Source organism: Stagnihabitans sp. (assembly GCF_964946895.1).
Genome location: NZ_CBBQHX010000020.1, coordinates 1 through 24,593 on the forward strand (window position 1 = coordinate 1; position 24,593 = coordinate 24,593).

Annotated in this window: 27 protein-coding genes and 1 riboswitch; of the genes, 17 read left to right on the top strand and 10 right to left on the bottom strand. The window is 64.6% G+C overall.

All coding sequences use genetic code 11. The annotated features are described in order from the left end of the window. Positions 1-103: 103 nt before the first annotated feature. The 5 genes from AC1Y2B_RS13675 (at position 104) to AC1Y2B_RS13695 (ending at position 6,242) form a co-directional block, all read left to right on the top strand. Positions 104-883, top strand: coding sequence for an N-formylglutamate amidohydrolase (locus AC1Y2B_RS13675; protein WP_482253740.1), 780 nt, complete (start codon positions 104-106; stop codon positions 881-883). Between the two features lie 77 nt (positions 884-960). Beyond that, positions 961-2,328: a glutamine synthetase family protein gene (locus AC1Y2B_RS13680; RefSeq protein ID WP_482253658.1), complete on the top strand. Its 1,368-nt coding sequence runs from the start codon at positions 961-963 to the stop codon at positions 2,326-2,328. Between the two features lie 76 nt (positions 2,329-2,404). Further along, positions 2,405-3,784 carry an aldehyde dehydrogenase family protein gene (locus AC1Y2B_RS13685; protein WP_482253659.1) on the top strand — a complete coding sequence of 460 codons (1,380 nt, stop codon included), beginning with the start codon at positions 2,405-2,407 and terminating at the stop codon, positions 3,782-3,784. A gap of 5 nt (positions 3,785-3,789) precedes the next feature. Then, entirely contained in the window at positions 3,790-4,953 is a 1,164-nt protein-coding gene (locus AC1Y2B_RS13690; RefSeq protein ID WP_482253660.1) for an iron-containing alcohol dehydrogenase, read from the top strand. Between the two features lie 50 nt (positions 4,954-5,003). After that, a complete protein-coding gene (locus AC1Y2B_RS13695; protein ID WP_482253661.1) occupies positions 5,004-6,242 on the top strand; it encodes an NAD(P)/FAD-dependent oxidoreductase in 1,239 nt (412 codons plus the stop codon). A 108-nt stretch (positions 6,243-6,350) separates the two neighbouring features. On the opposite strand, the gene AC1Y2B_RS13700 is transcribed toward AC1Y2B_RS13695, so the two are convergent. Next, positions 6,351-7,349 (bottom strand): 2-hydroxyacid dehydrogenase, encoded by a 999-nt coding sequence (locus AC1Y2B_RS13700; protein WP_482253662.1) that lies wholly within the window; start codon positions 7,347-7,349, stop codon positions 6,351-6,353. A gap of 133 nt (positions 7,350-7,482) precedes the next feature. On the opposite strand from AC1Y2B_RS13700, the gene AC1Y2B_RS13705 reads away from it, so the two are divergent. The 4 genes from AC1Y2B_RS13705 (at position 7,483) to AC1Y2B_RS13720 (ending at position 11,595) form a co-directional block, all read left to right on the top strand. Beyond that, a complete protein-coding gene (locus tag AC1Y2B_RS13705) occupies positions 7,483-8,082 on the top strand; it encodes an SH3 domain-containing protein (RefSeq protein ID WP_482253663.1) in 600 nt (199 codons plus the stop codon). A 78-nt stretch (positions 8,083-8,160) separates the two neighbouring features. Further along, a complete protein-coding gene (locus tag AC1Y2B_RS13710; RefSeq protein ID WP_482253664.1) occupies positions 8,161-8,835 on the top strand; it encodes a TetR/AcrR family transcriptional regulator in 675 nt (224 codons plus the stop codon). After that, positions 8,832-10,016 (top strand): pyridoxal phosphate-dependent aminotransferase, encoded by a 1,185-nt coding sequence (locus AC1Y2B_RS13715; RefSeq protein ID WP_482253665.1) that lies wholly within the window; start codon positions 8,832-8,834, stop codon positions 10,014-10,016. Before AC1Y2B_RS13710 ends, AC1Y2B_RS13715 begins: the two co-directional genes overlap by 4 nt. Position 10,017: 1 nt before the next feature. Next, a complete protein-coding gene (locus tag AC1Y2B_RS13720) occupies positions 10,018-11,595 on the top strand; it encodes a 5-guanidino-2-oxopentanoate decarboxylase (protein WP_482253666.1) in 1,578 nt (525 codons plus the stop codon). A 106-nt stretch (positions 11,596-11,701) separates the two neighbouring features. On the opposite strand, the gene AC1Y2B_RS13725 is transcribed toward AC1Y2B_RS13720, so the two are convergent. Then, positions 11,702-12,202 (bottom strand): Lrp/AsnC family transcriptional regulator, encoded by a 501-nt coding sequence (locus tag AC1Y2B_RS13725; RefSeq protein WP_482253667.1) that lies wholly within the window; start codon positions 12,200-12,202, stop codon positions 11,702-11,704. A 154-nt stretch (positions 12,203-12,356) separates the two neighbouring features. Here AC1Y2B_RS13725 and trxB point away from each other — a divergent pair, with 154 nt between their 5' ends. Next, positions 12,357-13,298: a thioredoxin-disulfide reductase gene (gene trxB, locus AC1Y2B_RS13730; protein ID WP_482253668.1), complete on the top strand. Its 942-nt coding sequence runs from the start codon at positions 12,357-12,359 to the stop codon at positions 13,296-13,298. 56 nt (positions 13,299-13,354) lie between these two features. Here trxB and AC1Y2B_RS13735 read toward each other — a convergent pair whose 3' ends face one another. From AC1Y2B_RS13735 to AC1Y2B_RS13745, 3 genes are all read right to left on the bottom strand, one after another. Next, complete coding sequence (locus AC1Y2B_RS13735) at positions 13,355-13,837, bottom strand: cytochrome b (RefSeq protein WP_482253669.1); 483 nt, start codon at positions 13,835-13,837, stop codon at positions 13,355-13,357. Between the two features lie 181 nt (positions 13,838-14,018). Beyond that, a complete protein-coding gene (locus tag AC1Y2B_RS13740; RefSeq protein ID WP_482253670.1) occupies positions 14,019-14,258 on the bottom strand; it encodes a DUF1150 family protein in 240 nt (79 codons plus the stop codon). A gap of 40 nt (positions 14,259-14,298) precedes the next feature. Beyond that, positions 14,299-14,712, bottom strand: a complete 414-nt coding sequence (locus tag AC1Y2B_RS13745) for an Hsp20 family protein (protein WP_482253671.1) — start codon at positions 14,710-14,712, stop codon at positions 14,299-14,301. Between the two features lie 233 nt (positions 14,713-14,945). On the opposite strand from AC1Y2B_RS13745, the gene AC1Y2B_RS13750 reads away from it, so the two are divergent. The 3 genes from AC1Y2B_RS13750 (at position 14,946) to AC1Y2B_RS13760 (ending at position 16,859) form a co-directional block, all read left to right on the top strand. Then, on the top strand, positions 14,946-15,164 hold the full coding sequence (locus AC1Y2B_RS13750) for a YdcH family protein (RefSeq protein ID WP_482253672.1): 219 nt from the start codon (positions 14,946-14,948) through the stop codon (positions 15,162-15,164). A gap of 149 nt (positions 15,165-15,313) precedes the next feature. Then, the gene (gene purE, locus AC1Y2B_RS13755; protein WP_482253673.1) at positions 15,314-15,799 is read left to right on the top strand and encodes a 5-(carboxyamino)imidazole ribonucleotide mutase; all 486 of its coding nucleotides are present in this window, start codon (positions 15,314-15,316) and stop codon (positions 15,797-15,799) included. Further along, positions 15,792-16,859, top strand: coding sequence for a 5-(carboxyamino)imidazole ribonucleotide synthase (locus AC1Y2B_RS13760; protein WP_482253674.1), 1,068 nt, complete (start codon positions 15,792-15,794; stop codon positions 16,857-16,859). The genes purE and AC1Y2B_RS13760 overlap by 8 nt, the downstream gene beginning before the upstream one ends. 6 nt (positions 16,860-16,865) lie before the next feature. Here the strand turns inward: AC1Y2B_RS13760 and AC1Y2B_RS13765 are convergent, their stop codons facing one another. The 3 genes from AC1Y2B_RS13765 to AC1Y2B_RS13775 all read right to left on the bottom strand — a co-directional run bounded on the left by AC1Y2B_RS13765 (position 16,866) and on the right by AC1Y2B_RS13775 (position 19,200). Further along, positions 16,866-17,294, bottom strand: coding sequence for a low affinity iron permease family protein (locus tag AC1Y2B_RS13765; protein WP_482253675.1), 429 nt, complete (start codon positions 17,292-17,294; stop codon positions 16,866-16,868). 44 nt (positions 17,295-17,338) lie between these two features. Then, positions 17,339-18,103, bottom strand: a complete 765-nt coding sequence (locus AC1Y2B_RS13770; RefSeq protein ID WP_482253676.1) for an alpha/beta hydrolase — start codon at positions 18,101-18,103, stop codon at positions 17,339-17,341. A gap of 71 nt (positions 18,104-18,174) precedes the next feature. Further along, on the bottom strand, positions 18,175-19,200 hold the full coding sequence (locus tag AC1Y2B_RS13775) for a calcium-binding protein (protein WP_482253677.1): 1,026 nt from the start codon (positions 19,198-19,200) through the stop codon (positions 18,175-18,177). A 152-nt stretch (positions 19,201-19,352) separates the two neighbouring features. Beyond that, a riboswitch (FMN riboswitch) is annotated at positions 19,353-19,497 on the top strand. Between the two features lie 78 nt (positions 19,498-19,575). Here AC1Y2B_RS13775 and AC1Y2B_RS13780 point away from each other — a divergent pair. From AC1Y2B_RS13780 to AC1Y2B_RS13795, 4 genes are all read left to right on the top strand, one after another. Next, complete coding sequence (locus tag AC1Y2B_RS13780; RefSeq protein WP_482253678.1) at positions 19,576-20,478, top strand: DMT family transporter; 903 nt, start codon at positions 19,576-19,578, stop codon at positions 20,476-20,478. Between the two features lie 85 nt (positions 20,479-20,563). Next, complete coding sequence (locus AC1Y2B_RS13785) at positions 20,564-21,016, top strand: NUDIX domain-containing protein (protein ID WP_482253679.1); 453 nt, start codon at positions 20,564-20,566, stop codon at positions 21,014-21,016. A gap of 12 nt (positions 21,017-21,028) precedes the next feature. Then, on the top strand, positions 21,029-21,526 hold the full coding sequence (locus AC1Y2B_RS13790; protein WP_482253680.1) for a GreA/GreB family elongation factor: 498 nt from the start codon (positions 21,029-21,031) through the stop codon (positions 21,524-21,526). Beyond that, positions 21,511-21,999: a GNAT family N-acetyltransferase gene (locus AC1Y2B_RS13795; RefSeq protein ID WP_482253681.1), complete on the top strand. Its 489-nt coding sequence runs from the start codon at positions 21,511-21,513 to the stop codon at positions 21,997-21,999. The genes AC1Y2B_RS13790 and AC1Y2B_RS13795 overlap by 16 nt, the downstream gene beginning before the upstream one ends. A 242-nt stretch (positions 22,000-22,241) precedes the next feature. Here AC1Y2B_RS13795 and AC1Y2B_RS13800 read toward each other — a convergent pair whose 3' ends face one another. Together AC1Y2B_RS13800 and groL are read right to left on the bottom strand one after the other, a co-directional pair. After that, on the bottom strand, positions 22,242-22,838 hold the full coding sequence (locus tag AC1Y2B_RS13800; protein ID WP_482253682.1) for a GNAT family N-acetyltransferase: 597 nt from the start codon (positions 22,836-22,838) through the stop codon (positions 22,242-22,244). A gap of 66 nt (positions 22,839-22,904) precedes the next feature. Then, on the bottom strand, positions 22,905-24,554 hold the full coding sequence (groL, locus tag AC1Y2B_RS13805) for a chaperonin GroEL (RefSeq protein WP_482253683.1): 1,650 nt from the start codon (positions 24,552-24,554) through the stop codon (positions 22,905-22,907). Positions 24,555-24,593: the final 39 nt, after the last annotated feature.

The following is a 24,593-nucleotide window of genomic DNA, read 5'->3' on the forward strand; positions in this document are numbered from 1 at the left end:
CAGAAACAGAAAACATCGTAACAGGAAACCCCGACAGGAAACAATCTTGACAGTTTTTCGCCAAAGCGCCAGCGTGAACCCAAGCAAATGGGATGACTCGCAGATGCAGGACAGCGCAGCAAAGGCGGAATTCCCGCCGGTGATCGAGAACCCCTTCGCCAAGGGCCGCCTGATCCTTGTCTGCGAACATGCCTCCAACGCGATCCCGGCCCAGTGGGGCGATCTTGGCCTGACACCGGATCAGCGCCGCGCCCATATCGCCTGGGACCCCGGTGCCCTGAAGGTGGCGCAGGGCCTGATGCGCCGTCTGGATGCCGTGCTGATTCATGCCCCGGTCAGCCGTCTGATCTATGATTGCAACCGCGCGCCTGACATGAAGGGCGCCATGCCCGCGCGGTCAGAAGTCCATGATATCCCAGGAAATTCCGCGATCTCCCCGGCCGAGCGCCTGGCCCGGACCGAGGCCGTCTACCTGCCCTGGGCCACGGCCCTGCACAGCCTGATCGCCCGCCGCATCGCCCTTGGTCTGGCGCCGGTGATCGTCACCATGCACTCCTTCACGCCCATCTATTTCGGCAAACCGCGGGCCGTGGAATTCGGCATCATCCACGACGCCGACCCCTCGCTTGCCCTTGCCATCCACCGCGCCGCCCAGTCGCAAACCACCCTCCGGGCCGAGGTCAACCAGCCCTACTCCGCCGCCGATGACGTCACCCACACCCTGCGTCTGCACGCCACCCCCTACGGCCTGCCCAACGCCATGCTGGAAATCCGCAACGACCTGATCGCCACCGACGCCGCCTGCGAGGCGATGGCCGAAACGCTGGCACCGGTGCTGAACATGGGTCTGGTGGAAATCCAGCGGCAGGCGAAAGCCAGCTGAATCAACAAGATAAGCAACCGGGGACCAACCCCGACCGCATTGCCCCATGAGGGCGCCACCATAAAGGGAGACCGGATATGCCCGGCAATTTGACATTTGACGCACTGAAAGAGGCCGTGGACGCCGGCCGGATCGACACCGTTCTGGTGGCTGCCGTGGACATGTGGGGCCGCCTGATGGGCAAGCGCTTCCACGCCGCCTTCTTCGTGAAAAGCGGCTGGCAGGAAACCCATTGCTGCGACTACCTGCTGACCGTCGACCAAGAGATGAACACGGTGCAGGGCTATAAAAGCTCCTCGTGGCAGACCGGGTATGGCGACTATGTGATGAAGCCCGACATGGCCACCCTGCGCCTGATCCCCTGGCTGCCGGGCACCGCCCTGGTGATGGCCGATCTTCTGGATCACCAAACCCACAAAGAGGTCGCCATCAGCCCGCGTGCCATCCTGAAAAAGCAGGTCGCCCGCGCCCGCGCCCTGGGGTTCGAACCGATGATGGCCTCGGAGCTGGAATTCTATCTCTTTGAAAACTCGTACGAAAACCTGCGCGATGGCGGGTTGAAGGCGCTGCACCCGGTATCCGCCTATAACGAGGATTACCACATCTTCCAGACCACCAAGGAAGAAGACGTGATGCGCGCCGTCCGCAACGGGCTTTATGGCGCGGGCATCCCGGTGGAGAATTCCAAGGGCGAGGCCGATGCGGGTCAGGAGGAGTTGAACTACAAATACTCCGACGCGCTGGACACCGCCGACAACCACACGATCATCAAGAACGGCATCAAGGAAATCGCCTGGACCAAGGGCAAATCCGTGACCTTCATGGCCAAGTATGATCACAAGAAGGCCGGCTCCTCAGCGCATATCCACCAAAGCCTGTGGAGCCTCGACGGCAAGCCGAGCTTCGAAGACCATGACGACAAGCACGGTATGTCTCAGATTATGAAGCATTATATCGCAGGCCAACTGGCCCATGCCCGCGACATCACCGCCTTCCTCGCCCCCTATGTCAACAGCTACAAGCGCTTCACCGTGGGCATGTTCGCCCCCACCAAAGCGGTCTGGAGTGCCGACAACCGCACCGCAGGCTTCCGGGTGTGTGGAGAGCATACCAAGGCCGTGCGGGTGGAATGCCGCATTCCCGGCAGCGACGTGAACCCCTATATGGCCTGTGCGGCGCTTCTGGCGGCGGGTCTGGACGGGATCGAGAAGAAGATGGAACTGGAACCCGAAATGCGCGGCGACATGTACATGGCGCAGGGCATCCGCGAGATCCCCAAGAACCTGCGCGACGCCGCCACCCTGTTGACCAACTCCGCCATGCTGCGCGCGGCCTTTGGCGACGAGGTGATCGACCACTATCATCACGCCTGCCAGTGGGAAATCGCCGAGACCGACCGCGTGGTGACCGACTTCGAACTTCAGCGCGGTTTCGAGCGCTCGTAACCCCTTCGTAGGGTGGGGTTCAACCCCACCCTACCTCAACGGCCAAGGCCGGGCACCCGGCCCCATAGGTGACAAGATGACCCCCATCCAACTGATCTCCCCCGTCGACGGCTCGGTCTACGCCGAGCGCATGCCCCTGACACCCGAGGCCGCCAAGGCCGCAGCCCTTGCCGCGAAAACCGCCCAACCCGCTTGGGCCGCCCGCCCCCTGGCCGAGCGGATCGCCCTTGTCCGCCAGGGCATCGCCAACCTCAACGCCATGAAAGACCGCATCGTCGAGGAGCTCGCCTGGCAAATGGGCCGCCCCACCCGCTTTGGCGGCGAGTTCGGCGGCGTCAACGCCCGCACCGACTACATGGCGGAAATCGCTGAGAAAACCCTTAGCCCCACCGTCATCGAAGACAGCGACAAGTTCCGCCGCTACCTCGCGCGTGAGGCGCTTGGCGTCGTCTTCATCGTGGCCCCGTGGAACTACCCTTACCTCACCACGATCAACACCCTGATCCCGGCCCTGATCGCCGGCAACGCGGTCGTCCTGAAAGCCGCCTCGCAAACCATGCTGGTGGGCGAACGTCTTGCGGAAGCCTTCCACGCCGCAGGCATCCCGGCGGACGTCTTCCAGAACGTCGTCCTTGACCACGCCACGACCGAAGACCTCATCGCTGCCCGCGCCTTCAACTTCGTGAACTTCACCGGCTCCGTCGGCGGTGGCCAGGCCATTGAACGCGCCGCAGCAGGCACCTTCACCCCCCTCGGCCTTGAACTCGGCGGCAAAGACCCGGGCTATGTCCGCGCCGATGCCAACCTTGACGCCGCCGTAGACACGCTGATGGACGGCGCGATGTTCAACGCAGGCCAGTGCTGCTGCGGGATCGAGCGGATCTATGTCCACGAATCCCTCTACGACGCTTTCGTTGAAAAATCCGTGGCTTGGGTCAACGCCCTGAAACTCGGCAATCCCTTCGACGCCTCTTCCACCCTCGGGCCGATGGCCAACAAGCGCTTTGCCAAAGTCGTGCGTGACCAGACCGCCGAGGCCATTGCCCAAGGCGCCATCGCCCTGATCGACCCGAAAAACTTCCCCGCCGATGACGGCGGTGCCTACCTTGCCCCGCAGATCCTTGTGAACGTCAACCACTCGATGCGGGTGATGATGGAGGAATCTTTCGGCCCGGTCGTCGGCATCATGAAGGTGAAAGACGACGCCGAGGCGCTGCGCCTGATGAACGACAGCCCCTATGGCCTGACCGCCTCGATCTGGACCGAAGACTACGACACCGCAGCAAGCCTTGGCGCGCAGGTCGAGACCGGCACCGTCTTCATGAACCGCGCCGATTACCTTGACCCGGCCCTGTGCTGGACCGGTTGCAAGGACACCGGACGCGGCAACTCCTTGTCTTTCCTTGGGTTCCACTCGGTAACCCGCCCGAAATCCTACCATCTGAAGAAGGTGTGACCCCGATGACTGCCGCTCATAACGTTCCCAACCGCAACTGGAACTACCCCACCGCCATCAAGTTCGGCGTGGGCCGCATTGCCGAACTGGCTGACCACGCCAAGGCCGCCGGCCTGAAAAAGCCGCTGCTGGTGACGGACAAGGCCCTCGCCGCCCTGCCGATCACCGCGCAGGCGCTGGACGTGCTGGAGGCCGCTGGCCTTGGCCGCGCCGTGTTTTCGGAAGTTGACCCCAACCCGAACGAAAAGAACCTCGCCGATGGCATCGCGGTCTATCTGGCCGGCGGGCATGATGGCGTGGTGGCTTTCGGCGGCGGTTCGGGCCTTGACCTTGGCAAGATGATTGCCCTGATGGCGCACCAACGCAAAGACCTGAGCGTCTGGGACCTTGAAGACGTCGACGACTGGTACACCCGCGCTGACGCCTCCAAGATCGCCCCCATCGTCGCCGTGCCGACCACCGCTGGCACCGGGTCCGAAGTCGGTCGCGCGGGCGTTCTGACCAACTCGGTCACCCACAAGAAGAAGATCATCTTCCACCCCAAGCTGATGCCCGTCGTCACCATCTGTGACCCGGCCCTGACCGTGGGAATGCCCCGCTTCATCACGGCAGGCACCGGCATGGACGCCCTGGCACATTGCCTTGAGGCTTACTCCAGCCCCTTCTACCACCCGATGTCGCAAGGCATCGCCCTTGAAGGGATGCGGCTGGTGTTCGAAAACCTGCCCAAGGTCTATGACAACCCCAACGACCTTGACGCCCGCGCCCACATGATGTCGGCGGCTGCCATGGGCGCCACTGCCTTCCAGAAGGGCCTCGGCGCCATCCACTCCCTCAGCCACCCGATCGGCGCGGTTTACGGCACCCACCACGGCACCACCAATGCGGTCGTCATGCCCATGGTGCTCGACTTCAACCGCGCCGTCATCGAAGACCGCATCAACGCCGCCGCCGCCTACCTTGGCTTCAAGGGCTTTGACGGCTTCAAGGCCGCCATCATGGACCTGCGCGCCAAGCTGAACATCCCCGCCAACCTGACCGCCCTTGGCGTCAAGCGCGAGGATCTCGACATGCTGACCGAATTCGCGCTGGAGGATCCGTCCTGTGGTGGCAATCCGGTGGTCATGACGCTGGAAAACACCCGTGCGCTGTTTGACGCCTGCATGTAAGGTTCGTCGGCTCACCGCATCCCTGCGGTGAGCCGAAACATCGAGGCGCAATGGTTCAGCATATATCCAGCGAGATCGCCATCATCGGCGCGGGGGTGGTGGGTCTTGCCATCGCCGAATCCCTTGTGGCCGAGGGGCTAGAGGTCATTCTCGTCGACCCGCAGGCCCCTGGTTCGGGTGCAAGCTACGGCAATGCCGGCACCATTGCCGACTATGCCGTGCTGCCGGTCGGCACGCCCGATGTCCTGAAGTCCCTGCCCTCGCTGTTGTTCAACCGCAACTCTCCCCTCGCCATCCGTCCGGGCGCGTTCCTGTCACTGACGCCATGGCTGACCCGCTTCGCCCGCCAATCCCTGCCCGGGGCTGCGGCGCGCAACACACAAGCCATCGCCAGCCTGCTGTCGGGCGCCCGCGACCTGTGGCACGATCTTGCCGCACGGATCGGCGGATTGGACCTTCTGGAAGCGCAGGGCTGCCTTTACCTTTACGAGACCGAAAAGGCCTTTCATGCCGCCGAAGCCGACATGGCCCACCGCCGCAGCCTTGGCGTCGAGGTTGACCTGATCTCCACCCGCGACCTTGCCCATCTTGAGCCGAACCTGCCCGAGATGCCGGGGGCGGCTTTCTTCTCGGGGGCATCCTTCCTGTCGGACCCGGGCGCCATGGTCCACCGTCTGGCGCAATCGGCCCTGCACTACGCCGGCCTGTTGACGGCCCCGGTCGAGACGCTGACGCGGCAGTTCGATGGTGTGATCCTCGACGGGCCAGAGTTCCGGCTGCACGCCAAGAAGGTCATCATCGCGGCCGGCGCCCATTCCCGTCCTTTCGCGCGAATGGCCGGGGATGACGTGCCCCTCGACACCGAACGCGGCTACCATCTGGAATGGGATATGCCGGCGCCGCTGTTGAACCGTCCCTGCTGCCCCACCTCACGCGGGTTCTATCTGTGCCCGATGACCGGCCGTCTGCGCGCTGCGGGCACGGTGGAACTGGGCGGCCTGACCGCGCCCCCCTCGCAACACCGCCTTGACCGGCTGCTGGAGGGGGCCCGGGCGATTTTCCCCGACCTGCCGGAACCCTCGGCCACCTGGATGGGCTTTCGCCCTTCGATGCCTGACAGCCTGCCCGTCCTCGGCCCGTCCAAAGCCGGTGCCGAGGTGATTCACGCCTTCGGTCATGGCCACATCGGCGTGACACTGGCCCCGATCACCGCACGGATCGTGACCGATCTGGTGCAAGGGCGAGAGCCTGAACTGGACATCACGCCCTATCTGTCCAGCCGGTTCTGAGCCACGATTTTTCTGCGAAAAATCAACGAGGTGTTCTTCTGCGAAGAACACCTCCAGAATTTTCGCAGAAAATTCTCTACTCAGATTTTTCGCAGAAAAATCGTGACCTTACAGCATCCCCGGCACCACCTGATCCGGTGGCCTGTGTCCATCGGCGAAGGTCTTGATGTTGATGATGACCTTCTCGCCCATCTCGATCCGGCCCTCGATCGTGGCGGATCCCATATGCGGCAGCAGCACCACGTTGGGCAGGTCCTGCAGGCGCGGGTTGACCCGACCGTTTTCGTAGACATCCAGACCCGCCCCGGCCAGTTCCCCGGCCCGCAGGCCACGGGTCAGGGCGTTTTCGTCGATCACCTCCCCGCGTGAGGTGTTCACGATCACCGCCGTCGGCTTCATCAGCTTCAGGCGGCGGGCGTTCATCAGGTGATAGGTTGACGGCGTGTGCGGGCAGTTGATCGACAGGATATCCATCCGCGCCACCATCTGATCCAGGCTTTCCCACCAGGTCGCCTCAAGCTCCTGCTCGACCTCGGGGCGCAGGCGGCGGCGGTTGTGGTAATGCACCTGCATCCCGAAGGCCCTTGCCCGCCGCGCCACGGCCTGCCCGATGCGCCCCATGCCCAGAATGCCCAGACGCCGCCCGGCCAGCCGCCCCCCCAGAAAGGCCATCGGCGACCAGCCCTGCCAGTTGCCGGCATGCATGGCGGCCAGACCCTCCGGGATCCGCCGCGTCAGCGCCAGGATCAGCGCAATAGCCATGTCGGCCGTGTCATCGGTGGTGACCCCCGGCGTGTTCGACACCAAAATCCCCCGGCTGCGCGCGGTGGCCACATCGATGTGATCGACACCCGCGCCGTAATTGGCGATCAGTTTCAGCCGCGTACCCGCTTGCCCGATCAGCCCGGCGTCGATCCGGTCGGTGATCGTCGGCACCAGCACATCACAGCGCTGCATCGCGGCGGCCAGCTCTTCCCGGCTCATCGCGGTGTCCGGGTCGCGCAACTCCACATCGAACAGCTCTTTCAGCCGGGTTTCCACCACGGGCGGCAGATGCCGGGTGACCACGACAGACAAACGACCCTGACCCGAACGACCTTGACCCAAGACAATCTCCCTCACTTCCCATCGCAGGGCTTTGGTGGCAAACTGACGCCAAGCGCGGCAAGGCACAAGTCCGGATGGAAGCCATTCCCCTCAGACCGGACAACAAGACGCAGCCGCATCTGGCAGGACGGACATGAAGGCATTTATTCTCGCAGCAGGACTTCTGGCCTGCGCCCTGGCCATGGCACTGCCCGCGGCAGCGCAGGACGGCACCGCCACGCTGGAACAGCAGGTCGAGGGTTCGACCGACGCCGGCATGAACGGCAGTGCCAATCCCGGCGATGCCAGCTTGCCGCATGATCCCGGCAAGGGCGCTGTCACCAATCTGCCGATCCCGCGCTTCGTCACGCTGAAGGGCTCGCAGGGCAACGCCCGTCGCGGCCCGGGCCTGACCCACCGGATCGACTGGGTCTTCACCCGCGAGGGCATGCCCTTGAAGATCACCGCCGAATACGAACACTGGCGCCGGGTCGAGGATGTCGACGGCGCGGGCGGCTGGATCCACTACACCCTGCTGTCCGGCGTCCGGTCGGTTCTGATCACGCAAGACATGGCGCAGGCTTATGCCAACCCGGACGCGACGTCCGAAGTGGTCTATCAGTCCGAACTGGGCGTGATCGGCAAACTGTTGCAATGCCTGCCCGACTGGTGCCGCATCTCGGTGGAGGGCGAAAAGGGCTGGGTCAAGAAGACCGTGATCTGGGGCGTCGATCCGGCCGAGGTCTACCCTTAGGCCGGGCCGCGCCAGCGCTTGCGGGGCCGCCCACAACAGGCTAGGAATTATGCAGTCGAATAACAAGGCTGCCGTGCAATGGCTCTTGACCGCAAACCCTATCGGCGTGAGGCCGAGGACAAACGCCGCCAGGCGCTGGTCGATGCCACCTTGGCCCTGGTTGCAGAGGGTGGTGCGAAAAGTGCCACCGTGCGCGCCATAGCCCAACGGGCCGGGGTGACGGCGGGCCTGATCCGGCATTACTTCCAAGGCAAGGACCAGCTGGTTGCCGCCGCCTATCGCCATCTGATGGACCGGATGACCGACGAATCCGCCGCCGTGCTCAATGCCGCCCCGCGTGACCCCTTTGCCCGCCTGACCGCCTTTGTCGCTGCCGCCCTCAAACCGCCGGTCGTCGACCCCGAGGCGCTGATCCTCTGGGCGACCTTCCTGCAGGAAATCCACCGCGATCCGGCGATGAAGGCCACCCATGCGCAAACCTACCTTGGCTTTCGCGACATGTTGCAATCCCTGATTGCCGCGCTGCCCGGCATCTGGGACGAAGTCACCCTGCGCCGCCTTGCCATCGCCAGCAACGCCGTGATCGACGGGCTGTGGATGGAGGGCTGCGTGCTGCCCGAAGCCTTCGCCTGCGGTGAACTGGTTGAAATCGGCGTCCGCTCGGTCGGCTCCTTGCTGGGCATTGACCTGACGCCACATCTTCATCTTGCCGATTCCCCGCCTTCCGAGCCCTATCTGGACGTCCTGCCATGAAATACGCCGCCATCACCGAACGCCTGGCCCATCTGGGCGGAGCCAAATGGGAAATCCACGCCATGGCCAAGGCGATGTCCGCCGCAGGGCAAGAGGTCCTGTCGCTGACCATCGGTGAACCGGACGTGCCGCCGCCGCATGACCTGCTGGCCAAGGCGCAATCGGCGATGGAGGCCGGCCGCTACGCCTATTCCAACGGCCGCGGAGAGCCGGGCCTTCTGGCCGCGCTGTCGACGCGCTACACCAAGCGCACCGGACGCCCGATCGGCCCCAATCAGTTCATGGCCTTCCCCGGCACCCAAACTGCCCTTTACGCCGTGCTGACCAGCCTTGTCGGTCCGGGGGACGAGGTTCTGGTCGGCGATCCGCTCTATGCTGCCTATGAAGGCTTGATTGCGGCCCCCGGTGCCACCGCCGTTCCGGTGCCGCTGCATCCCGAACACGGCTTTCGCATGCAGGCCGCCGATGTCGCGGCGCGGATTACCCCGAATTCCCGCATCCTGTTCCTCAACACGCCGCACAACCCGACCGGGGCCGTCCTGACCCGTGACGAGGTGGCTGCCTTGGGTCGTCTGGCCAAGAAGCACGACCTGTGGATCCTGTCAGACGAGGTCTATGAGGAATTGATCTTCGGTGACGGTCACTTCGCCTCCCCCCTCGATCTGGCCGATCTGGCCGAGCGGACCATCGCCGTCTCGTCGATTTCCAAATCCCACGCCGCCCCCGGCTTCCGCTCTGGCTGGGCCGTGGGCCCCGGCGAATTCACCGCCCGACTGCTGCCGGTGTCCGAAACCATGCTGTTCGGCAACCAGCCCTTCATCGCCGACATGACGGCACTGGCCGTCTCGCGCCCCTCGGCCGTGGCGCGCGGCATGGCCGAGCGCTTTGCCCGCCGGGCCAAACTGATCAAAGAGGCGCTGCAGGGCCAGAACTCGATCCACGTCCACGAACCCGGCGCCGGCATGTTCTCGGTCGTCGACATCCGCGCCACCGGGCTGTCGGGCGAAGAGTTCGCCCGCAAACTGCTGCAGGAAGAACTGGTCGCCGTGATGCCGGGCGAAAGTTTCGGCCCCTCGCTCAACGGCTGGCTGCGTCTCAGCCTGACCCGGCCGGATGAGGAAGTCGTCGAAGCCTGCCGCCGCATCGCCACCTTTACCGCGCGCCAGTTGAAAGGGAACTGACATGAGAACCGTCGGAGAGCGTCTTGTTGAAGGCCTTGAAGCCCGCGGCGTCCGCGTCGTCTTCGGCATCCCCGGCGTCCATACGGTAGAGCTGTACCGCGGCCTCTCGGGCTCCAGCATCCGCCATGTCACCGCGCGCCACGAACAGGGCTGCGCCTTCATGGCCGATGGGTACGCCCGCACGTCGGGCCAGCCCGGCGTGGCCTTCGTCATCACCGGGCCCGGCCTGACCAACGCCTTGACCGCCATGGGCCAAAGCCGCGAGGATTCGGTGCCGGTACTGATCATCTCGGGCGTCAACCGCCGGGAGTCGCTTGGCAAAGGCTTGGGCCGCTTGCACGAACTGCCCGACCAGTCTGCCCTCGTGCGCGCGCTTTGCCCCTCACGCCAGATCCTGTCGCCCGCGGATATCGGCCCGACCCTGGATTGGGCCTGGGCGCTCTTGACCACCGGACGCCCCGGTCCGGTCCATATCGAAGTGCCGACCGACGTCATGCCCCTGCCCTGCCCGCCGCTGGCCGACCCCGCCCCGGCCGCCGCGAAAGCCCTGCCCCCGGCCGAGGCACTGACCCAGGCCGCCGCCCTGCTGAATGCCGCCAAACACCCCGTGATCCTCGCCGGAGGGGGCGCCCGGGGCCAAGAGGCCGCACTGCAGGCGCTGGCCGAACACCTGAACGCCCCGGTGATCGAGACGACCAACGCGCGCGGCATGCTGCATGGTCACCCGCTTTGCGTCCCGGCATCGCCCAGCCTTGCCCCGGTGCGCGCCCTGATCGCCGCCTCGGATCGCCTGCTGGCGGTGGGAACCGAAATCGGCCAGACCGACTATGACATGTATGCCGACGATGGCCTGCCCTCGCTCGCCAACATGATCCGCATTGACACAGACGCCGCCCAACTGGCCCGCCATCCCGCCACACTGGCCCTGCAAGGCGACGCCGGGGCCACGCTGACCGCCCTGCTGCCCCTGCTGAGCCAGCATCAGACCGGCGCGGAAGCCCGCGCCGACCAAACCCGGACCGAGGCCCGCGCCATCCTCGCCGACCTCTCCGCCACCATGCCCGCCCAGCTTGAGATGGTCGAAACGATCCGCGCCGCCTTGCCGCAATGCCTCATCGTTGGCGACAGCACGCAGCCCGTCTACGCCGGCAACCTGTACTATGACCACGATCGCCCCGGCGGCTGGTTCAACGCCGCCACCGGCTTCGGCGCGCTCGGTTTCGGCCCCGGCGCCGCCGTCGGCGCCGCCATGGCCGCCCCCGGCACCAAGGTCGTTTGCCTGATCGGCGACGGCGGCCTGCAATTCTCCCCTGGAGAGCTCCGCACCGCAGTCGATGAACGCCTGCCCATCACCTTTCTGGTCTGGAACAACGCCGCCTTCCGCGAAATCGCCGACGCCATGCGGGGGGCAAATACCGAAATCATCGGCTGCCACCCCTCGCCCCTCAACATGGAGCCCTTCGCCGCGGCCTGCGATCTGCCCTTCACCTCGGTCCCGCAAGACCCCGAGGTGCTGCATTGGGCGCTCTCGCAACCTTGTGACGGTCCCCGCCTGATCGAGGTTCGGGTCAGCCTTTGAGCCCCCGATTTTTCTGCGAAAAATCAACCAACCGTTTTTCTGCGAAAAACGCGCCAGAATTTTCGTAGAAAATTCGTCCCGTCGATTTTTCGTACGAAAAATCGGGTCAGGCGTTCTTGGCCAGCCGTGCTTCCAGCACCTCGAAGGGCAATCCCGGCGCATCCTTGGCGCAGCGGATCACCAACGAGGTCTTCACATTCGCCACATTGTCCGCCTTCAGCAACTGTTCGGTCAGAAAGTTCTGAAAGGTCGACAGGTCCGGTGCGACGCATTTCAGGATGAAGTCGATCTCGCCGTTCAGCATGTGGCACTCGCGCACCAGGGGCCAGGCGCGGCAGCGACCTTCAAAGGTCGACAGATCCGCCTCGGCCTGGCTGTTCAGCCGCACCATGGCAAACACCTGCACCTCGAAGCCCATCTCGCGGGCGTCGATGTCGGCGTGATAGCCCTTGATGTAACCTGCCTCCTCCAGCGTGCGCACCCGGCGCAGACAGGGCGGCGCCGAAATCCCCACCCGACTCGCCAGTTCCACATTGGTCATGCGGCCGTCACCCTGCAACTCGGCCAGAATCTTCCGGTCAATCGGGTCAAGCTTGGCTACGGACATGGCAGGGCTCCTGTTTTGCTGTTCCTTACGCCCTCGCCCCCATCTGCGCAATAATATTTCACCCTTGCGCAACAAAAAGTCGCAAGCACGGCAGGCCTTTCCCAATCCGCCGCCGTTCCCTATATCAGCAAGGCTGCAACCGGACGAGGGCGACATGGGCGAGACACGGCACACCAAGGTTCTGATCATCGGCTCCGGCCCCGCAGGCTATACGGCGGCGGTCTATTCGGCCCGGGCCATGCTGAACCCGATCCTTGTGCAGGGCCTGACCCCCGGCGGCCAGCTGACCATCACCACGGAAGTCGAGAATTGGCCCGGTGACACCCACGTCCAAGGCCCCGACCTGATGGTCCGGATGGAAGAGCACGCCAAGGCCATGGGGGCCGAGGTCATCTCGGACTACATCACCCGCCTCGATCTGCAAAACCGTCCCTTCACCGCACAGTCCGACAGTGGTGTGACCTACACCGCCGACGCCGTGATCCTCGCCACCGGCGCGCAGGCCAAATGGCTTGGCCTGCCGTCCGAGCAGAAGTTCAAGGGCTTTGGCGTCTCGGCCTGCGCCACCTGTGACGGCTTCTTCTATCGCGGCAAAGAGGTGGTGGTGATCGGCGGCGGGAATACGGCGGTCGAAGAGGCCCTGTTCCTGACCAACTTCGCCACCAAGGTCACCCTGATCCACCGCCGTGACAGCTTGCGGGCCGAAAAGATCATGCAAGACCGCCTGTTCAAGCACCCCAAGATCCAGATGGTCTGGAATTCCGAAGTGACCGAGGTTCTGGGCACCGACGCCCCCGCCTCTGTCACCGCCGTCCGCACCCGCAATCTGGTGACCGGCGTGGAAACCGACATCCCCTGCCACGGCTTCTTCGTGGCCATCGGCCATGCTCCGGCGTCCGAACTGGTCAAGGACCAACTGCCCTTGCACAACGGCGGCTACGTTCAGGTCGAGCCCGGCACCACCCGCACCGCGATCCCGGGCGTCTTTGCAGCGGGCGATCTGACCGACCATGTCTATCGTCAGGCCGTCACCAGCGCCGGCATGGGCTGCATGGCCGCTTTGGACGCGGAACGCTGGCTCGCCGGTGGACACTGACCTTCGCCCATGAACAGGCCGCCACCGCAACGCGGGGCGGCCTTGGGCGCCACACGTCACCGCAGCGGGGCCATCTTGCTGAGCAGGCCATCCTTCAGGACATAGTGGTGGAAGATCGCCATCGCGGCATGGCCCAGAATGACCAGCATCAGCGCATTCATCACCAGCACGTGCACATCGCCCAAGCTGTCCATCTTGCCAAACCACGTCAGCGCCCCAAGGGTCGGGGCCGCCAGCATCAGGCCGTACAGCACCCAGTGCCCCACATCCGCCGCGCGCTCGGCCAGTGTCTTTTGACCCGCAGCCTGGGGCGCGCCGGTCACGACCCGAACAGCCAGGCGCAGGATCACCAAAGCCAGCAGCAGCGAACCGGCCCAGACATGCCAGACCGGGGTCAGGCCGATGACGGGGTCCCCGGCCAAGTGGGCGTCCAGCGCCTCCCCCATGCCGTCAGAGATCAGATAATTCGCCGCAATCAGCAGGGCGGTTGCCCAGTGCAGTCCGATTTGCAAACCGCTGTACGCCGTTTTCGAAGCCATGTGTCGTTTCCTTTTGGGGGCCGGCACCCGGCGGCCATTTCCGCCATGTGGTGCGTGATGGCCGCTACCTAGATCATGCTGCACCTGCAGCAATGGCCCAAAAGGCTTAATAAACTGCAATTGCGGGCGGCTATAACCGAAGGTCTAGGCCCGCAATCGCCGAAAACCGGATAAAATCCGTTCAGTGCACCCAGACCGGTGCCATGTCATGCTCGCGCGCAAGCGCGAAGGCCAGTTTGCAATCGGCCACCAGGGCCAGACGTTCGCCGTTCGGGCGGTGCACGGCATAGATCGTGGCCACGCCTTCCGCCTGCTCTTGCAGCGCGGCCGGCAGATCGGACACGGCGACCGGTCGCACATAGACGATGGCGCGTTCGGCGGCGGTTTGCGCCGCGGGCGTGGTGTCGAATTTGGTATTCATCTTGTGTTCCTTTGACGTCCAGACGTTTTGACAGCTGCGCTCACGAGCGACCGACGCGGATGGTTTGCACCACCGTTTCGGGCGCTTGCCGGCGCAGATCGACGTGCAACAGGCCATGTTCCAGATCGGCCCCGCCCACCTCGACCCCATCGGCCAGCACGAAGCTGCGCTGGAAGGCCCGGGCGGCGATGCCGCGGTGCAGATAGACCCGCTCGGTGATGTCCTCGGACTGGCGGCCCCGGATCACCAGCTGGCGATCCTCGACCGTGATCTGCAGGTCCTCCTCGCGGAACCCCGCTACGGCCAGCGTGATGCGATAGGTGTTTTCGCTGGTCGCCTCGATGTTGAAGGGCGGATACCCTTCCGACGCGGTCTTGGCGGTGCGTTCCACCAGCCGTTCAAGTTGCTCAAAGCCCAAAAGATACGGATGGGCGCCGAACGTCAGTTTCGTCATGGTCATGTCCTTGTGGCAAGCGACATCGGATGCGCGGACCCCGAAGGCACCCGCTCTGTTGAAATATGGGGCGGCAACCGGCGCAGCACAAGCCCCCGCCCGCAGCGGACCGCCGGGGCCGGGTTCTGCACAAGTTTTTTGCCTGAGGTCTTCTTTTCCTTGCAGAATTTTTTCCGATCCGCCGCGAATCGTTATATGATCATTTTATGCCGTCCTTACCCAAGACCTGACCCATGAACGCCTCCAATCAAATGAACTTCGAAGACATGCTGCGCATCAAGCTTGAGGTGCTGCGGCGCGAACATCGGGATCTGGACGAGGCCATCCATGCCCTGGAACTCTCCAGCCGGCCCGACCAGCTGACCCTGCGCCGCCTCAAGAAACAGAAGCTGGCGCTGAAAGAGCAGGTGGTGAAGTTGGAAGACGACATCATCCCCGACATCATCGCCTGATTGCGCCAGCAGACGGCAGCGGCAGATTGCCCCGCGCACGGGGCCGTCTTCTGATGCGGTCCGGGCTTGGTCCGGCGCAAATGGCGGGCTTGGTTCTTGCCCTGCGGCCCGTGCCAGTATAATCCGCGCGGATCACTTTGGGGGCGCGCATGGTCGTTCAGGTCGGGATCATCATGGGAAGCCAGTCCGACTGGCCGACGATGAAGGAAGCAGCCAGCATTCTGGATCAGCTGGGCGTGGAGTATGAGGCCAAGATCGTCTCGGCGCATCGCACGCCGGACCGGCTGTGGGACTACGGCAAGTCGGCCGTGTCACGCGGGCTGCAGGTGATCATCGCAGGCGCCGGGGGTGCGGCCCATCTGCCGGGCATGATGGCGTCCAAAACCCGGGTGCCGGTGGTGGGCGTTCCGATCCAGACCAAGGCCTTGTCCGGTGTCGACAGCCTTTATTCCATCCTGCAGATGCCCAAGGGTTATCCGGTGGCAACCATGGCCATCGGCTCTGCCGGCGCGGCCAATGCCGGCCTGATGGCGGCGGGCATTCTGGCCTTGCAAGACGCGGCCCTTGCCGCGCGGCTGGAGGCGTGGCGGGCGGCCCTGTCCGCCTCGATCCCCGAGGAGCCCAAAGATGAGTGAACTTCCTTCCGGCGCTGTCATCGGCATTCTGGGCGGCGGGCAACTGGGCCGGATGCTGTCGGTCGCGGCCTCTCGCCTTGGCTTTCGGACGCATATCTATGAACCGGGCGCCAATCCTGCGGCGGGCGATGTCGCCCACGCGGTGACGACAGCGGCTTACGAGGACGAGGCGGCCCTGCGCGCCTTTGCGGCTTCGGTCGATGTCATCACCTATGAATTCGAGAACGTCCCGACCTCGGCGCTTGACCTTTTGGAAAGCCTCAAGCCGATCCGGCCGAACCGCAAGGCGCTGGCCACCTCGCAGGACCGCCTGCTTGAAAAGGATTTCCTGACCAGCCTTGGCATCCCCTGCGCGCCCTATGCGGCGGTGGACCGGGCCGCCGATCTGGACGCGGCGGTTGCAAAGATCGGCACGCCCGCGATCCTGAAGACCACGCGGCTGGGCTATGACGGCAAGGGCCAGCGCCGCATCCTGTCGCCCGCCGATGTCCCCGCCGCCAAGGCCGCGATGCGCCAAGCCTCGGTGCTGGAAGGGTTTGTCACCTTCACCCATGAGGTTTCGGTGATTGCCGCCCGCGGCCTTGACGGCTCTGTCGCCTGCTTTGACCCCGGTGAGAATGTCCATCAGGACGGCATCTTGCGCACCACCACCGTGCCCGCCAAACTGACGCCCGGCCAGCGCACCGATGCCATCCTGCTGGCCGCCCGCATCCTGAACGCGCTCGATTACGTCGGGGTGCTGGGGGTTGAACTGTTTGTCACAACCCAAGGCCTGATCGCCAACGAGATTGCGCCGCGCGTTCACAACTCGGGCCACTGGACGCAGAATGGCTGCGCGGTGGACCAGTTCGAACAGCACATCCGCGCCATCACCGGCTGGCCCCTGGGCGACGGATCGCGGCACTCGGATGTGGTGATGGAGAACCTGATAGGCGATGACATCCTGAAGGTGCCCGCCATCGCCCGCGAAAAGCACGCCGCCCTGCATCTGTACGGCAAAGGCGCGCCTCGGCCGGGGCGCAAGATGGGCCACGTCAACCGCATCAAACCGGGCAAATAGGCCGCGTCAGGCCTTCGCCTCGGCGTCCGCCTCGGTCTCGGGCGAGTCGGTGTCCACCAGCCCCAGAACCAGCCCGGCGCGGGCGGCTGCGGCCAGTTTGGCATAGCGCAGGCGGAACTCCAGCAGGTGCTCCTCCTCCAGCTCCTCCATGTCCATCAGGGCGTTGTGCGCGCCCTTGGTGGCGCGGATCAGTTCATCCAGCTTGATCTGCACCGCCTTGCTGTCGGTGTTCTGGGTGTTCTGGATCAGGAACACCATCAGGAAGGTCACAATCGTGGTGCCGGTGTTGATCACCAACTGCCACGTGTCGGAAAACCGAAACAGCGGCCCGGTCACGATCCACAGCACAATCACCGCAGCGGCCAGCGTGAAGGCGCGCGGGCGGCCGGACTGTTCGGCAATCTGGCGGGCAAGGGCGCCATAACGGTAGGGCATCGGAAACCTTTCACGGGGCGCAAAGCACGGGAGGCAAGGCCTCCCTAGCCCTTCACATTAGGCCTCCCCGCCCTTGGCGCAATCAACGAGGTTAGCGCCGCGCGCCACGTCATTCCCGGCGCAAAATGGCCGGTTTCCAGAAAACTCAGCGTCTGGGCAATCACCTCCGGTGAATGCATCATGAAGGTGTGGCTGACCGGCAAGGTCAGATGCGCCGCCATCCCTTCCAGCCAGGTCGAGGCGACCGACACGGTGCCATCGTCCGGCCCCGGCAACAGCCGCGAGAACAGGGGGTTGAGCGAGCGTGTCCCGGCGATCACCCCCACCTCGTAATCCGCCGCCGGCAGCTTGCGCGGCAGGGCCTCTGGCCCGGTGCCAAGTTCCGCCCCGGCCGGCCCGTTGACCCAGTGAAACGCCGCCAGCCCCCCCAGCGCATCCACCACCTCTGACCCCTGATTGGGCGGCGCCAGCATCACCACCCGGCCCAAAGCCGCCGGCCGATGATCGCGCAGCCACAACCGCAACAGGATGCCGCCCATCGAATGGGTGACGAAATGCAGCCGGTGCCCGCTGTCACAGCGCGCCACCCGCGCACCGATGCCCTCGGCCAGTTCCGTCAGGCTGGCCTTGGTGGAAGGGTAGCTTTCGTTGATCACCCGATAGCCCCGCGCCCGCAAGGCCGCGTCCATCAGCACCAACGAGGCCTCGGTGCGCGCCAGCCCATGCAGCAAAACCACACATTCCGCCCGCTCTGGCGTGCGGCCCTGGGCGGTCAGTGCGGCAAGGAACTGGGCAGCAGGATGACGCATGCCTATCAGATGCGGCCAAACCGCGCGTCGCGCAAGTCAGCGCCGCAGGGACAGATCGCCACAAGTGGCAATCAGCTGACCCAATAGACCCAGTTGTTCCAGAATGCGCCGACAGATTGCTGAAACGGCGCATCCATCAGCTGCCCGAAATCCTCCGCTGTCAGGGTCGCGGCATCGACCCCCTGCAGCAGCATGCGCAGCACATATCCGCCACTGGGATCGGCAAAGCGGATCATCGCACCGTCCGCAGTCTGCCGGATCTTCAGATCGGCAAAGGTCAGGTCATGGTCGCCGGTGGCGTCGTGAAAGCCGGCACTCAGCAGGATATGGTCGGTGCCCTTCACGAAGTCGGTCACCGTGCTGAAGTCGGACCCGAAGTTAGAGGCCATGACAAAATAATCATGCCCGTTCCCGCCGGTCAGGCTCTCGCCCAGACCTCTGCCGCCGAACAGGAAGTCATCGCCCAAGCCGCCGTCAAGGCTGTCACGTCCGGCCCCGCCGAACAGCTGATCGTTGCCCGCCCCACCAAACAGCATGTCATTGCCAGCGCCGCCGTCGATCAGATCAATACCGCCCTCGCCGTACAGCGTATCGAAGCCGCCCATCCCCATCACAAGATCGCGCCCGTCTCCGGCATGAACCTGATCGGCTTGGCTCGACAGCAGGAAGCGATCATTTCCCGCCAGCGCCGCCGCCACCAGCGCCCGGTCATCGGCAGCGTCCGCTGAGGTGAGGGCGGCAGCAAAGGCAGTCCCGGCGATGTTCGTCCCCACCATCTGCCACGACGCGCCTGCCGTCATTGCGACATGGATCATCTGCACCTTGCCGCCGCTGATCAGCCCCGCGCCATCGAAGGTCAGATCTGGGCTTGATGCAGTCACCTCGCCCGCAGCCGAGTGCACGTTCAGATCCTCGGCATAGGCCCGTTCGAATTTCGCCATCATATGCGCCGTAATGCCCGTGGCGTACCAGCCGCCATGCTGGCGGAAGGTCTCACCCGGCGTCTCCTGCGTCAGAACAGGATCAGCCCCCGCATAGGCCAGGTTGAAATTGATCTGCGTATCGTCAAATGCCGTCGTGGCGCGCAAAAGGGTCATGTCTATCTCCGCTGAAATCCAAGCCACGGTCTCTTTTTCTTGGCGGATTCGTCAAGCCCGGCCGAAATGCACCAAGCCCGCGCATCAGCGCACCGCGCCGCACTTGCCGCCTTTCGATTGTGCCGTTAAACCAAAGCGGCCGGGGCTGATCCCGGTATTCTCAGGGCGGGGTGCAAGTCCCCACCGGCGGTATAGCCCGCGAGCGCCTTTCGCCTCCGATTTTCCGGGGCAGAAAGGGTCAGCAGATCCGGTGTAACTCCGGGGCCGACGGTATAGTCCGGATGAAAGAGAGAATGTGTGCCCCGTCCCCGCCCAGTCGTGAGGCGGAAGGGGTGCGCCTATCCCCCTGATTTGTGAGGTCGATAGGAGTCACCCATGAATCAGACCAACTTCCTGAAGGGCGCGGCCTATATGGTGCTTGCGGGCATCTGCTTTGCCACCGCCAATGCCATCACCTATCACATCACCGCTCCGGGCGACTGGGGCGGGTTGGGATTCAAGGCGCAGTCCGACACCTTCTGGCAATATGCCATCGCAACGCTGTTCTCGGCCCCCTTCATCCTGCGCCATGGTCTGGCCGGGCTGAAAACCTCTCGCCCGGTTCTGCACCTTGTCCGGGTCATCATTTCGGCGCTTGGCGTGCAGGCCTTCGTGCTGGCCGTCGCGGCCCAGACGCCGATCTGGCAGATCATCTCGCTGGTGATGACCTCGCCCATCTTCGTGCTGGTCGGCGCGGCGCTGTTCCTCGGCGAGAAAGTCTCGGCCCCGCGCTGGATCGCGGCCGCCATCGGGCTTGCCGGGGCCACGATCGTCTCTGGCCTTTGGACCTCGGGTCTGACCTGGGCGATGGTCTATCCCGTGGCGGCAGCCGTGCTCTGGGCCGGCTCGTCGCTGATGACGAAGGTCCTGACAAGGACCGAGCAGGCCCCCGCCATCACCCTCTGGCTTCTGGTGCTGCTGACACCCATCAACGCAGGCCTCTCGGCCCAGGCCGGCTTCGAAGTGCCCACGTCCCAGATCCTTGCCTGGCTGGTGTTCGGCGGGGTCATCATGATGGCAGCGCAATATCTGCTGACATGGTCCTACGCCGCGGCTGACGCCACCTTCGTGCAGCCCTTCGACGACCTCAAGCTGATCAGCAACATCCTGATCTATGGTCTGGTCTTCGGCTACTGGCCGGAAGGCAACATCTGGGGCGGCGTGGTGCTGATCCTGTGCGGCTCGCTTTACCTGCTGTGGTCGGGCCGCAGCACCCAGACCCTCGCCGTCACCGCCTGATCCAAGATCGGGAAAAGCGGTCCCGCCGCTTTTCCCGGCCCCACAAGAGGCTGGACTTTCGCGCCCCCGTGCTTATGCCTTAGGCATGGCCCCCAAATCCCCCCGCCTCGCCGCGCGCGCCCTGATCCTGCAAGAGAACCGGCTTCTCTTGGTCAATGCCTATCCCGGCGGCCGTTCTGACCTGTGGTGCGCCCCGGGCGGCGGCATGGAATCGGGGACCTCGCTGCATGAAAACCTGATGCGCGAGGTGTACGAGGAAACCGGCCTGCGCATCGCGGTCGGCGTCCCCGCCCTGATCAACGAATTCCACGATCCGGCCACCGGCTTTCACCAGGTCGATATCTTCTTCCGCTGCACCATCACCGATGGCGCCCTGTCAACCTCATGGCGCGACCCCGCCCATGTCGTCACCGAACGCCAGTTCTTCGCGCAATCCGACCTGACCTCGGGCCGGATCCGATTCAAACCCGACAGCCTCGCCCATGCGCCCTGGGAAGACGGCGTCACCTATGACCCGTTGGAACGTCTGATCCGATGAAGCGCCTTGGCCATGAGTAGAGCCTTCGTGAAAGAGGGCGACGGCGCGTTGGATCCCCTGCCCGACCTGCCGCTGTCCCCGCATCCGAACTACGTGACGCCACGCGGCCTTGCCGCGCTGCAGTCGCGCCTGCAAGCCCGCCAGACCCACCTCGCCGCGCTGAAAGCCCGCCCCGACCGGCTGGACAAACTGCCAGAGGCAGCCGCCGAACGGGACATCCGCTATCTGGAAGCCCGCCTGCGCTCGGCCATCCCGGTCGACCCCGCGACGCAGTCCCGGACCGCGGTTGCCTTCGGCCATGCCGTCACGGTCGAAGATGAAGACGGCCAGACCCAGACCTACGAAATCACCGGCGAGGACGAGGCCGATCCGGCCCGGTTCCGCATCACGCCGCACTCCCCCCTCGCCCGCGCCCTGCTCGGCGCCGCTCCCGGCGATAACGTGACCTGGCGCAAACCCTCCGGCGCCATCGATTTGACCGTGGTGAAGATCGAATGCCCCTCCGCCTGATCCGCCCGCTGGACCCCGTCCAGGATCGCGCCGCCGTCGCAGCCCTCCTGCTGGAGGCGCAGGATTACTACCACCTCTGGCTTGGCCACGTCCCGGGGCCAGAGGAGGTCGAAGAGGTCTTCACCTCGGGCCCACCGGGCTGCGACCCCGCAAATTCCCACCGCCTCGGCCTCTATCTCGACGGACACCTCTCCGGCGTCGCCGAACTCTCCTTCGGCTTCCCCCTGCCCGAGGACGCCTATCTCGGCCTGATGATCCTTGCCCCCCAAGCCCGCAACCAAGGCCACGGCGCCGCCTTCACCGCCCAGATCGAGCGCCTTGCCCACCCCGCCCCCCGCCTCTACCTCGCGGTTCTGGAAGCCAACCCCAAAGGCCGCGCCTTCTGGCAGCGCCAAGGCTTCACCCCCACCGGCGTCTCACGCTTTGACGCCGACACCGGCCACACGATCCACCGCCTCGTCAAACCCCTTTGACCCGACACCGCTCTGCGGACCCGGGCAGCGGGGGATTGCCATCCCCCGCACCCCCTGCCTCAAAGGGGGGCACGCCCCCCTTTGAGAATACCCCGTGGATATTTCGGAACAGATGAATGGGTCAGGGGCGCCTTGCATTTGCTCTTTGGCAAATACTCCCGCCGGAGGCCCTTGACCCGAGCCGGTTGGCGCTTGCGCCAGAGGCGAGATAAAAACAACGCGCGCTTGCGCGCTCCTTTGGATCAGAGGTCGGCAAAAGCGGGCGGGTAGATCAGCTGGCGCTCGGGCACGTCATCTCCGGCGCGGGCAGTCAGGGTGTGCGAGATCGGATAGGGCGAGGTCAGCCGCGCTGCCCGCTCCAGCGAGAAGCCGGCGCGGGTGTAGAAGGAGGGTTTGCCGAGGACGACGAGGGTGGGGGTTTCGGGGCCATTGGTAAGGCCTACCCGGCTCAGCAAGCTATGGAACCATTCGCCTCCTTCCGCGAAATTCGAGGCGATCATGCGGACCAGCTGGGAGCCAAACCGAAAAGCATTGCGGGTGTCATCGCTGCGGGCCAGCGCGCCATTCTGCCATTCGGGCCACACCGCCACGGGACCAAGGCAGAACCAGTTCTTCGGCGCCACCATCCGGCTCATCGAAGCATAGGCGCCAATGCGCATCGTCCAGTTGGCATTCTTAGCCCAGGACATGATGAACTCCTGAACGATATCGCCATCCGCCCTCAGGCGCCGCACCAGATCAGCCTTTTCCCGCTGACCGAAGGCCGCCTCCAAGAGCGCGTCGATCTCGGCATAGTCCTCGGCCCTCGCCTGCCGCGACGTATCCGGCCCCACCACCATCCCCCACCTCCAAACGAAAAGGGCGCCCCAGTCGGGACGCCCTTTCCTACCAGCCTTAAGGCCAGATTACATCATGCCGTCCATGCCGCCCATGCCGCCCATGCCGCCGCCTTGGCCGCCGCCGTTGCCCTTGGGCTCCGGACGATCGGCGATCATGGCTTCGGTGGTGATCAACAGCGACGCGATCGAGGCTGCATCTTCCAGCGCGGTACGAGTCACCTTGGCCGGGTCAATGACGCCGAACGCGAACATGTCGCCATATTCTTCGGTCTGGGCGTTGAAGCCGAACGACGGGTCGTTCGATTCGCGCACCTTGCCGGCCACGACAGCGCCATCGACGCCAGCGTTTTCCGCGATCTGGCGCAGCGGCGCTTCCAGCGCGCGGCGGACGATCGAGATGCCGTTCTGTTGGTCAGAGTTGGCGCCAACCAGATCGTGCAGCACTTTCGCCGCCTGAACCAAGGCCACGCCACCGCCGACAACGATGCCTTCCTGCACGGCCGCACGGGTCGCGTTCAAAGCGTCGTCAACGCGGTCCTTGCGTTCCTTCACTTCGATTTCGGTCATGCCGCCCACGCGGATCACGGCAACGCCGCCAGCCAGTTTGGCCACGCGCTCTTGCAGCTTTTCCTTGTCGTAGTCCGAGGTGGTTTCCTCGATCTGCGTGCGGATCTGGCCAACACGCGCTTCGATTTCAGCCTTGGCACCCGCGCCGTCCACGACGGTGGTGTTGTCCTTGGTGATCGAAACCTTCTTGGCGCGGCCCAGCATGTCCAGCGTGACGCTTTCCAGCTTCATGCCCAGATCTTCGGAAATCACCTGACCACCGGTCAGAATGGCGATGTCCTGCAGCATGGCTTTACGACGGTCGCCGAAGCCCGGGGCCTTGACGGCCGCGATCTTCAAGCCGCCGCGCAGCTTGTTGACCACGAGGGTCGCCAGCGCTTCGCCTTCGACGTCTTCCGAGATGATCAGCAGCGGGCGCTGCGACTGGATCACCGATTCCAGCAGCGGAACCATCGGCTGCAGCGAGGACAGCTTCTTCTCGTGCAGCAGGATGTACACATCCTCCAGCTCGACCGTCATCTTGTCGGCGTTGGTGACGAAGTAGGGCGACAGATAGCCGCGGTCGAACTGCATGCCTTCGACGACTTCGACTTCGGTCTCAAGACCCTTGTTTTCTTCGACGGTGATCACACCCTCGTTGCCGACGCGCTGCATGGCGTCCGCAATGAAGCGGCCGATCTGTGCTTCGCCGTTGGCCGAGATGGTGCCGACTTGGGCGACTTCGTCCGAGTCCTTGACCGGACGCGAAGCTGCCTTGATCGCCGCGACAACCTTGGTGGTCGCCATGTCGATGCCGCGCTTCAAGTCCATCGGGTTCATGCCGGCCGCGACGGCTTTCATGCCTTCGCGAACGATGGCTTGGGCCAGAACGGTGGCGGTGGTGGTGCCGTCGCCCGCTTCGTCATTGGTGCGGGAAGCGACTTCCTTCACCATTTGCGCGCCCATGTTCTCGAACTTGTCCGCCAGTTCGATTTCCTTGGCAACCGTCACACCGTCTTTGGTGATGCGCGGCGCGCCGAAGGACTTGTCGATCACAACGTTACGGCCTTTCGGGCCCAGCGTCACCTTGACAGCGTCTGCAAGGATGTTGACGCCACGCAGCATACGGTCGCGGGCATCGGTGTCAAAACGTACGTCTTTAGCAGCCATTGTGCTAACTCCCGTTTGAATGGAATGGATGTAGGGTGG

Excerpts from the sequence above, each read along its gene's own strand:
- AC1Y2B_RS13765 (WP_482253675.1), bottom strand. The coding sequence starts at position 17,294 with ATGCCCTACCGTTATGGCGCCCTTGCCCGCCAGATTGCCGAACAGTCC.
- AC1Y2B_RS13735 (WP_482253669.1), bottom strand. The coding sequence starts at position 13,837 with ATGGCTTCGAAAACGGCGTACAGCGGTTTGCAAATCGGACTGCACTGG.
- AC1Y2B_RS13790 (WP_482253680.1), top strand. The coding sequence starts at position 21,029 with ATGAGTAGAGCCTTCGTGAAAGAGGGCGACGGCGCGTTGGATCCCCTG.
- AC1Y2B_RS13720 (WP_482253666.1), top strand. The coding sequence starts at position 10,018 with ATGAGAACCGTCGGAGAGCGTCTTGTTGAAGGCCTTGAAGCCCGCGGC.
- purE (WP_482253673.1), top strand. The coding sequence starts at position 15,314 with ATGGTCGTTCAGGTCGGGATCATCATGGGAAGCCAGTCCGACTGGCCG.
- AC1Y2B_RS13705 (WP_482253663.1), top strand. The coding sequence starts at position 7,483 with ATGAAGGCATTTATTCTCGCAGCAGGACTTCTGGCCTGCGCCCTGGCC.
- trxB (WP_482253668.1), top strand. The coding sequence starts at position 12,357 with ATGGGCGAGACACGGCACACCAAGGTTCTGATCATCGGCTCCGGCCCC.
- AC1Y2B_RS13760 (WP_482253674.1), top strand. The coding sequence starts at position 15,792 with ATGAGTGAACTTCCTTCCGGCGCTGTCATCGGCATTCTGGGCGGCGGG.
- AC1Y2B_RS13795 (WP_482253681.1), top strand. The coding sequence starts at position 21,511 with ATGCCCCTCCGCCTGATCCGCCCGCTGGACCCCGTCCAGGATCGCGCC.
- AC1Y2B_RS13800 (WP_482253682.1), bottom strand. The coding sequence starts at position 22,838 with ATGGTGGTGGGGCCGGATACGTCGCGGCAGGCGAGGGCCGAGGACTAT.
- AC1Y2B_RS13785 (WP_482253679.1), top strand. The coding sequence starts at position 20,564 with ATGGCCCCCAAATCCCCCCGCCTCGCCGCGCGCGCCCTGATCCTGCAA.
- AC1Y2B_RS13690 (WP_482253660.1), top strand. The coding sequence starts at position 3,790 with ATGACTGCCGCTCATAACGTTCCCAACCGCAACTGGAACTACCCCACC.
- AC1Y2B_RS13745 (WP_482253671.1), bottom strand. The coding sequence starts at position 14,712 with ATGACGAAACTGACGTTCGGCGCCCATCCGTATCTTTTGGGCTTTGAG.
- AC1Y2B_RS13770 (WP_482253676.1), bottom strand. The coding sequence starts at position 18,103 with ATGCGTCATCCTGCTGCCCAGTTCCTTGCCGCACTGACCGCCCAGGGC.
- AC1Y2B_RS13675 (WP_482253740.1), top strand. The coding sequence starts at position 104 with ATGCAGGACAGCGCAGCAAAGGCGGAATTCCCGCCGGTGATCGAGAAC.
- AC1Y2B_RS13740 (WP_482253670.1), bottom strand. The coding sequence starts at position 14,258 with ATGAATACCAAATTCGACACCACGCCCGCGGCGCAAACCGCCGCCGAA.
- AC1Y2B_RS13750 (WP_482253672.1), top strand. The coding sequence starts at position 14,946 with ATGAACGCCTCCAATCAAATGAACTTCGAAGACATGCTGCGCATCAAG.
- AC1Y2B_RS13710 (WP_482253664.1), top strand. The coding sequence starts at position 8,161 with ATGGCTCTTGACCGCAAACCCTATCGGCGTGAGGCCGAGGACAAACGC.
- AC1Y2B_RS13715 (WP_482253665.1), top strand. The coding sequence starts at position 8,832 with ATGAAATACGCCGCCATCACCGAACGCCTGGCCCATCTGGGCGGAGCC.
- AC1Y2B_RS13775 (WP_482253677.1), bottom strand. The coding sequence starts at position 19,200 with ATGACCCTTTTGCGCGCCACGACGGCATTTGACGATACGCAGATCAAT.
- AC1Y2B_RS13685 (WP_482253659.1), top strand. The coding sequence starts at position 2,405 with ATGACCCCCATCCAACTGATCTCCCCCGTCGACGGCTCGGTCTACGCC.
- groL (WP_482253683.1), bottom strand. The coding sequence starts at position 24,554 with ATGGCTGCTAAAGACGTACGTTTTGACACCGATGCCCGCGACCGTATG.
- AC1Y2B_RS13780 (WP_482253678.1), top strand. The coding sequence starts at position 19,576 with ATGAATCAGACCAACTTCCTGAAGGGCGCGGCCTATATGGTGCTTGCG.
- AC1Y2B_RS13680 (WP_482253658.1), top strand. The coding sequence starts at position 961 with ATGCCCGGCAATTTGACATTTGACGCACTGAAAGAGGCCGTGGACGCC.
- AC1Y2B_RS13695 (WP_482253661.1), top strand. The coding sequence starts at position 5,004 with ATGGTTCAGCATATATCCAGCGAGATCGCCATCATCGGCGCGGGGGTG.
- AC1Y2B_RS13725 (WP_482253667.1), bottom strand. The coding sequence starts at position 12,202 with ATGTCCGTAGCCAAGCTTGACCCGATTGACCGGAAGATTCTGGCCGAG.